We start from the raw sequence: 7,214 nt of genomic DNA, 5'->3' as shown, positions 1-7,214 counted from the left end.
TTGTAACTTACTAGCAGCAATTTATAACTATGAGTTAAATTTAGCAATTCCAAAATGCAAACCCTTGACTATAACATAAAAGTAATTTTGCAAGAGGTCTATTTTAGTAATCAACTTACTTTTATTAATGTGCGTTGCTTTTATCCCCTATCCTACGGAACTTATTGGTGAATATGGAACCTCGCTACCCGTCGTTGTTTTTTATGGACTGACACTAGCACTGACTGGATTTGCTTACAATGCGCTCTGGTTTTATGTTGTCCGTCGGTACATCACGAGTGAAAAAATCATTCACCAAGAAACTGTTCAAAAAGCGACTATTTGGACTCTTAGTTATCCAATTTCTTATCTTGTTGCCGCAGGCTTGGCTTTTATTAGCATCAACTTGAGCATTGTACTTTATATCCTTATTCCCTTATTCTATCTTTTGCCTGGAATTATCGATAAGCAATTGATGGAACAAGTCTGAAGTAATCGAACAGACTTATGCACTGTAGCGTTATTTACCTTAACACTAAAAGATAATCTAAAGAAACTAAAATGACCCAACTGAAAAATTCTGATCCTTCACAAGTAAATCAGAAAAAAGTACGGCTTTACGGTCAACCAGACTCAGCACAAGCCTATGAAATTCGTGATTTTCTCAACCGCACCGTTGTCGAATTTGACTGGATTGCACTTACTGGTGATGATGATTGCAACAGAAAACTTGGATTGCCATCTCTGAGCAATGTTAGACTACCAGTGGTTGAATTGCCTGATGGAACTCAGTTATTTGCTCCCACTATCCGCGAAATTGCTCAACATTTAGGGTGGGTAACGCAACCAAAGTTTAAAGAATACGATGTATCAATTTATGGTGCAGGCCCTGCCGGGTTAAGCGCTGCGGTTTATCGTCTTTGTTGTCGGTGGCGGTAACTCCGCAGGTCAAGCCGCCATGTATTTCTCTCGCTATGCACGAAAAGTAACAATTTTAGTTCGTGGCAATAATTTGGCAGCAACCTTATCGCATTATCTAATTAACCGAATTACAAATACTAGCAACATTGAAGTGCTGTTTCAATCTCAAGTTACGAAGCTAATTGGTGATACCTCGCTGCGCCAAATTGAAGTTACTAATTGCAGTGATGGAGAAGTGCAGCAAATCGATACGGGGCGACTATTTGTTTGCATCGGTGGTGCGCCAAATACCGAATGGGCAAAAGATACCAATATTATCCGCGATCGCTCTGGTTATTTAGTCACTGGCTCGGACTTGCTTCAAGATGGTCATCCACCTCAGTGCTGGACTCTAGAACGCGCTCCTTTTTTCCTAGAAACGAGTGTTCCCGGTTCCTTTGCTGCTGGTGATGTCCGGCACGGTTCTGTAAAGCGCGTGGCTTCAGCCGTTGGAGAAGGTGCTATGGCGGTCACTTTTGCTCACAAATATTTAGAGGAAACAGCTTAAGTTGTGATCGACATCAAAACTAAAAATTCTACCTTAACTTAGTACAGAATTTCACAAGTTCGTAGCGTTATTAAATCTCACAAAGCCTTACTGGAGCATCGGTCAATTCGTCACGGATTTATGAAATGCTGTACTTAGTGCCATTCGCCCTAATGACTAATGACAAAAAACAGAATTTTAGTTTGCACTTTTTTGGCGCTGTCATCAGGTTTTTTTGGTGCTTACACCAGTGGGCAAATTACCATAATGCTACATAGCCAAAAGTGTCAAAATCAACCTTGGGGTTTAAAAGAGATGTGCAATGCCTGGATGACACCAGGAGCAATTTGGCAAGGTAGCACAACAGGGTTATGGACAGGCACTATCTTAGGGGCCTTTGTTGGGGGCTTGGTGACACGACAGGCTCGTGATTAGTCTATTGACTAAGCTGTTACGCATTTAATTTGTACATTTACCTGATGCTCGTTAACTGTTGACTGTTAACCGTCAACAGTCAACAGTTAACGACTATCAAAAGTGTTTATATACTTTAGACGCGCATCAGCTTACCAATCCTTTGCAGCAAAAAAGCCAGTAGGCAGCTTTGGTGTCAGCAAGACTGGTAAAATCTACCCATAGCGAAGAAGAGTAAATCACCATGCCTACCGAAACTAACCCAGGAAATCAAACCACCACAGGGGCTGATGCTATTGATGAAGCGATCGCACAGGGAATTGATTTTGATGGTTCTCCCATTCCACCTGCCAAGCTAGAACTTTATGGTAAAGTTATGGCTCTAGAAGGCAATAGACAGCGCAGTGGCGTATCTAATACTATGCGATCGCGTATTGTGCGAATTGGCGCAAAACACATTCCTCAAGCAGAACTCGACCAATTACTTGTAGATGCTGGTTTCGCACCCTTAAAAGAAAAAGAAATTGCCTTTTTTTATAGCGGAAAATAAATATTAATGTTTTACAACAGTTTTCATTTATTTGAACCACATCTGTTGTAGGGGCACAGCAATGCTGTGCCCTCAATTGTCTACCTCAAATATCGCAAATTGCCATCGGGATTTTGGCTTCTTTAGTAATTTCCTGATCGGGTTGAAAAGTGTATCTTCAGCAAGATATTGTCAAGTTTCTCTTGTGTTTCAATTGGCAGATGGCTATATGTACTTAAGTTATAGCTAAAAGACTTGGAAAACACATGTCAGGAACTACGTCAAATTCAGAAATGCAATACCGAGTTATCGGCAGTACAGGAGAGAAAGTTTCCGCCATCGGATTGGGTGGTTGGCACATCGCCTTAAAACACGTTGATGAGCAACTGGGTATCCGAATTGTTAGAACAGCCATTGATCGTGGCATTACCTTTATGGATAACAGTTGGGATTACAACGGTGGAGCCAGTGAGATTCGCATGGGAAAAGCGCTGCGCGATGGCTATCGAGACAAAGTGTTCCTGATGACGAAAATCGATGGTCGTTCCAAGAAAGCAGCAACAAGACAGCTAGACGAATCACTTCAACGCCTGCAAGTTGATTACATCGATCTTGTTCAGCACCACGAAATCCTTCGGCACGAAGACCCGCATCGAGTTTTTCACGAAGAAGGGGCGAATGCTGCCTTGATTGAGGCACGGGAAGCTGGCAAACTCCGATATATAGGTTTCACTGGGCACAAAGACCCTTATGTTCATCTGCATATGCTGGAAGTTGCAGCCATTAACGGGTTTAAATTTGATGCAGTGCAGATGCCGCTCAATGTCATGGATGCTCATTACCGGAGTTTTGCAAAGCTGGTTTTGCCAGAACTGGTCAAAGAAAACATTGGCGTTCTGGGAATGAAAAGCTTGGCAAACGGTATTCTTTTACGGTCAAATACTGTAACGCCAATTGAGTGTTTACATTATGCTTTGAATCTGCCTACATCAGTTGTGATTACTGGAATTGATAGCATGGAGATTCTAGAGCAAGCCTTTGAAGCAGTAGAGACATTCCAGCCAATGAACGACGAGCAAGTGCGATCGCTGTTAGCAAAAACGGCAGAAGCAGCATCACGCGGCGAGTTTGAGCCTTTCAAAACTTCATCAATTTTCGATAGCACTGCCCAAAATCCAGATTGGTTGGGAGAGGAGCCACAGCGCCTCCAACAATTGATGTCAGCATAATCGCAGACTATATTGCATTAATTAATACGTTACGCAAGAACTAATTTAGGTTACAAGATTAGCGATCGCACCTTTGTTTATCAGAAAGTATGCTAGCTTGCGTTGACCTTTTTTGAATTAAAAATTAAGAATTAAAAATTCTTGATGACTCTTTCATTTTTAATTGAACATTTTAAATTTTTAATTCTCCACAGGGTTTGCCTCCACTGATAGCGCAGCATAAAGTTTACGGTATAGCTTCTCAGAAGCTACGCCCTGTATGTTTTTGAGGCTTATTTTTCCCTCGAAAACGTTTAAGTTTGTTTAATTCGATCCTTAATTACCAGCAAAAAAAATCTTTGCTCAAAATTCAATCTATCAAAATAGTGAATTCGTTTAATAACTAATGACGCAACAACTTCTATCTAGGGATTGATATGGCTTATGAGCTAAATGAAGTAAAAATAGTATACTAAATCACATGAAGATGTTCTCTATGAAACTGAATTATTTTACAAAACAGCTTTCCACGGTAAAACGCTGGATGGCTACAACACTGTTTTGTATGTTAGCGATCGCTTTTGTTTGGCAAGGTGCATTTTTCTCGAACACCTCAGCAATGGCTGATCCTGTTGCAACCTTGATTGCATCCTCAGACGCAGGCGATAAAGTTCAAGAAAAAACCAGTAAAGATGCTGGACGAGCCAAAAATTTCATTGATGATACGGCAGATAAAGTTAAGGATGCTGCCAAGAGTAACGCCAGTAAAGTTGACCAAGCAACAGACGGTGGTAGTTTTATTGAGCGCAAAGCAAAGAGAGATGCGGCTACAATTCAGAAAAGAGCAAATGAAGATGCATCTCGAACTAAAGAAGCAGTAGACAACACAAAGAATGTTGTTGAACGTACTGTTGATAATATCAAGGATGCTTTTGGTAAATAGCAATCCTATTTGATTTGTAAAAATCGAAAGACTTAGATTCCCGACTTTTTAGAAAAGTCGGGAATTTTGCTGTTTACCAATAATTTAGGAAAATCTAAATTTATTACACAGATTAATTTATAACTCTATACTGTGATACTTGCCGCCATGTTATTTGCTTGTTATTCAATAAATAAAACAAAAATTTATAATTAATTTATAAAGATTATTTTACTAAAAAAATACTGAGCTAAACTAAAATAAATGAGTGTTTTTACACATATATTTTTCAAGTCTATATGAACTGCGATCGCTAAGAAAATTAGCTGCTGTTAACCAAGAAAAGAACAAATACTTGCTAAATATTTGCCGGAAATTATGCTAAGTATATAGTTAAAAATGAGATATTTAACATCGTTTTGTATTAGCTTGAAATGGTAAAAGCGAGTGTTTTAGTTAAGGAATCTCCGCAAACTACTTCTAAAATATTTGCTTTTTTATACTAAATAAATATTTTTTTAAGTAGCATTCCTGATTGACAAATATGCTATAACTTTATCTAACTTCACCCTCATTTGGACAAATTGTTAATGGTTAACAAATTTTTCACCATTATCAATTACGAAGTTATACTTTCCACTACAACTTAGTAACAATGTAAGAGTCTGATTATGTGAACAACCCGGCCGTGGGAAAATCAAAATACCGAAACTAGAAATTAGAGAGGATAACCCTATAATATGCATCTGAGCGAAATCACCCATCCTAATCAGTTGCACGGTTTATCTGTTCGCCAACTGCAACAGATTGCCCGTCAGATTCGAGATAAGCATCTCCAAACCGTAGCAGTTAATGGTGGCCACTTAGGGCCAGGATTGGGTGTTGTAGAATTAACACTAGGACTTTACCAGACGCTGGACTTAGATCGGGATAAAGTGATTTGGGATGTAGGACACCAAGCTTATCCCCACAAACTGCTAACAGGACGGTATGATCGCTTCCACACCCTCAGACAAAAAGACGGGGTTGCAGGTTATCTTAAACTCTGTGAAAACAAGTTTGACCACTTTGGGGCTGGACATGCTTCTACAAGTATTTCAGCAGCATTGGGCATGGCTTTAGCGCGAGACTTAAAAGGCGAAAAATTTAAAGCCGTTGCTGTTATTGGGGATGGGGCGCTGACTGGGGGTATGGCTTTAGAAGCCATCAACCATGCCGGACATATGCCGAAAACTAATCTGTTGGTTGTTCTCAACGACAACGATATGTCTATATCTCGCAACGTCGGCGCGATTCCCCGCTATCTCAACAAAATGCGCCTCAGCCAACCGGTGCAATTTATTAAAGATAATCTTGAGGAACAATTTAAGCAAATTCCTTTCGTGGGTGAATCTTTGTCTCCTGAACTCGGACGTATCAAAGAAGGTATGAAACGCTTGGCTGTTCCCAAGGTAGGTGCAGTTTTTGAAGAACTCGGCTTTACCTATATTGGGCCAGTGGATGGGCATAATCTCGAAGAATTGATTGCCACCTTCCAACAGGCACATCAGATACCAGGGCCAGTTTTGGTACACGTAGCAACAGTCAAGGGCAAAGGCTATGAAATTGCCGAATTAGATCAAGTTGGCTACCACGCCCAAAGTCCCTTCAACGTAGCAACTGGCAAAGCCATTCCTTCCAATAAACCCAAACCCCCGGCTTATGCCAAAGTCTTTTCTCACACTCTGGTGAAACTTGCCGAACAAAACCCCAAAATCGTTGGGATTACTGCGGCTATGGCAACGGGGACAGGCTTAGATAAACTTCAAGCTAAACTGCCCAATCAATATATTGATGTCGGTATTGCTGAACAACACGCAATTACCCTAGCAGCAGGACTTGCAACTCAAGGGATGCGTCCCGTAGCCGCCATTTATTCTACCTTCCTGCAACGCGCTTATGACCAGATAATTCACGATGTCTGCATCCAAAACCTTCCAGTATTCTTCTGCTTGGATAGGGCAGGAATTGTCGGAGCTGATGGCCCCACCCACCAGGGTATGTATGACATCGCTTACCTGCGTTGCATTCCCAACATGGTAATGATGGCACCCAAAGACGAAGCAGAATTGCAACGCATGATAGTAACTGGTGTTAACCATACTAGTGGCCCGATCGCTATGCGTTACCCTCGTGGCAATGGCTACGGTGTTCCTTTGATGGAAGAAGGTTGGGAACCTTTGGAAATCGGCAAAGGCGAAATTCTGCGGACAGGCGATGACGTGTTAATTGTCGCTTATGGCACAATGGTCTATCCAGGGATGCAAGCTGCTGAAATTCTCAGCGAACACGGCATTGAAGCAACTGTAATCAATGCCCGTTTCGTTAAGCCTTTGGATACCGAGTTGATTTTGCCTTTAGCTAAGAAAATCGGCCGCGTCATCACCTTAGAAGAAGGCTGTATCATAGGTGGCTTTGGTTCTGCGATCGCTGAAGCTTTAATGGATGCTGATATTCTAGTTCCTGTCAAACGGTTTGGCGTACCAGATGTGTTAGTAGATCATGCTGAACCCAATGAATCTAAGGCAGAATTAGGTTTAACCAGCCATCAAATAGCAGAAAGAGTGTTGCAAGCTTTCTTTCAACAGCAACTATCTGCTGTCGTCTAGTTAGTTTAAGTCAAAATAGTTTTATGAAAATAACCCCGCGCTTTGGGGTTATTTTCATGCTCTAACC

The 7,214-nt window shown here is 41.1% G+C and carries 8 protein-coding genes; all 8 read left to right on the top strand.

Going from position 1 to position 7,214, the window contains the following annotated elements:
- The first annotated feature begins 127 nt into the window (after positions 1-127).
- The 8 genes from H6G26_RS11220 (at position 128) to dxs (ending at position 7,147) form a co-directional block, all read left to right on the top strand.
- Entirely contained in the window at positions 128-469 is a 342-nt protein-coding gene (locus tag H6G26_RS11220) for a hypothetical protein (protein ID WP_190729320.1), read from the top strand.
- 71 nt (positions 470-540) lie between these two features.
- A complete protein-coding gene (locus H6G26_RS42490) occupies positions 541-918 on the top strand; it encodes a hypothetical protein (protein ID WP_242053664.1) in 378 nt (125 codons plus the stop codon).
- A gap of 19 nt (positions 919-937) precedes the next feature.
- Positions 938-1,447 (top strand): NAD(P)/FAD-dependent oxidoreductase, encoded by a 510-nt coding sequence (locus tag H6G26_RS42485; protein ID WP_242053662.1) that lies wholly within the window; start codon positions 938-940, stop codon positions 1,445-1,447.
- 159 nt (positions 1,448-1,606) lie between these two features.
- Positions 1,607-1,861 (top strand): hypothetical protein, encoded by a 255-nt coding sequence (locus tag H6G26_RS11210; RefSeq protein ID WP_190729319.1) that lies wholly within the window; start codon positions 1,607-1,609, stop codon positions 1,859-1,861.
- A 223-nt stretch (positions 1,862-2,084) separates the two neighbouring features.
- Entirely contained in the window at positions 2,085-2,390 is a 306-nt protein-coding gene (locus tag H6G26_RS11205; RefSeq protein WP_100898458.1) for a DUF4090 family protein, read from the top strand.
- 245 nt (positions 2,391-2,635) lie between these two features.
- Positions 2,636-3,598 (top strand): aldo/keto reductase, encoded by a 963-nt coding sequence (locus H6G26_RS11200; RefSeq protein WP_190729318.1) that lies wholly within the window; start codon positions 2,636-2,638, stop codon positions 3,596-3,598.
- Between the two features lie 475 nt (positions 3,599-4,073).
- On the top strand, positions 4,074-4,520 hold the full coding sequence (locus H6G26_RS11195) for a hypothetical protein (protein ID WP_190729317.1): 447 nt from the start codon (positions 4,074-4,076) through the stop codon (positions 4,518-4,520).
- A 719-nt stretch (positions 4,521-5,239) separates the two neighbouring features.
- On the top strand, positions 5,240-7,147 hold the full coding sequence (dxs, locus tag H6G26_RS11190; protein WP_190729316.1) for a 1-deoxy-D-xylulose-5-phosphate synthase: 1,908 nt from the start codon (positions 5,240-5,242) through the stop codon (positions 7,145-7,147).
- Positions 7,148-7,214: the final 67 nt, after the last annotated feature.

The sequence above is a fragment of the Nostoc sp. FACHB-888 genome (genome assembly GCF_014696655.1).
GTDB lineage: Bacteria > Cyanobacteriota > Cyanobacteriia > Cyanobacteriales > Nostocaceae > Nostoc.
The sequence above is the reverse complement of the archived record's forward strand: the minus strand, read 5'-3'. Positions and strand labels throughout refer to the sequence as shown.

Coding starts and splice junctions, on each gene's coding strand:
- H6G26_RS11220 (WP_190729320.1), top strand. CDS start 128: ATGTGCGTTGCTTTTATCCCCTATCCTACGGAACTTATTGGTGAATAT.
- H6G26_RS42490 (WP_242053664.1), top strand. CDS start 541: ATGACCCAACTGAAAAATTCTGATCCTTCACAAGTAAATCAGAAAAAA.
- H6G26_RS42485 (WP_242053662.1), top strand. CDS start 938: ATGTATTTCTCTCGCTATGCACGAAAAGTAACAATTTTAGTTCGTGGC.
- H6G26_RS11210 (WP_190729319.1), top strand. CDS start 1,607: ATGACAAAAAACAGAATTTTAGTTTGCACTTTTTTGGCGCTGTCATCA.
- H6G26_RS11205 (WP_100898458.1), top strand. CDS start 2,085: ATGCCTACCGAAACTAACCCAGGAAATCAAACCACCACAGGGGCTGAT.
- H6G26_RS11200 (WP_190729318.1), top strand. CDS start 2,636: ATGTCAGGAACTACGTCAAATTCAGAAATGCAATACCGAGTTATCGGC.
- H6G26_RS11195 (WP_190729317.1), top strand. CDS start 4,074: ATGAAACTGAATTATTTTACAAAACAGCTTTCCACGGTAAAACGCTGG.
- dxs (WP_190729316.1), top strand. CDS start 5,240: ATGCATCTGAGCGAAATCACCCATCCTAATCAGTTGCACGGTTTATCT.